1 protein-coding gene is annotated in these 320 nt (G+C 52.8%); it reads right to left on the reverse strand.

Features of this window, described 5'->3' with window-relative positions:
* Nucleotides 1-126: 126 nt before the first annotated feature.
* Nucleotides 127-320: hypothetical protein (locus GFJ41_RS18350; RefSeq protein WP_226890300.1), on the reverse strand; the 194-nt coding region annotated here is incomplete at its 5' end.

Here is a 320-nt window from a genome sequence, read left to right on the forward strand (position 1 = left end):
GGTTATTGGAGAATTTTAAAAGAGCTGGAACTCAGCGTTTGGCTGGAGATGCTGCTCTGGTTCCTCCCATTTTGAAGATGCGAGTCAGCGTGCCCTGTCCATCTCCGGCACGACCCTTCTGCGCCTTCACTGAGGCCTTATGATCCCCCATGCCAAGTTTAGATGTGAAAGAATGCCACCTGGATTTTTTAGGGGCAGGAGACACGATAGATCTGAAAAAGTGAACGACAGCGTTGTCACCACCAGTGCGGCGGCGAGGAGACGAGTGACTGGACCTCTGAGGAGAAACAGAGAGAGCACCACGGAAAGAGCCCTTGCTC

The sequence above is a fragment of the Paraclostridium dentum genome (assembly GCF_012922555.1).
GTDB classification, from domain to species: Bacteria; Bacillota; Clostridia; order Peptostreptococcales; family Peptostreptococcaceae; genus Paraclostridium; species Paraclostridium dentum.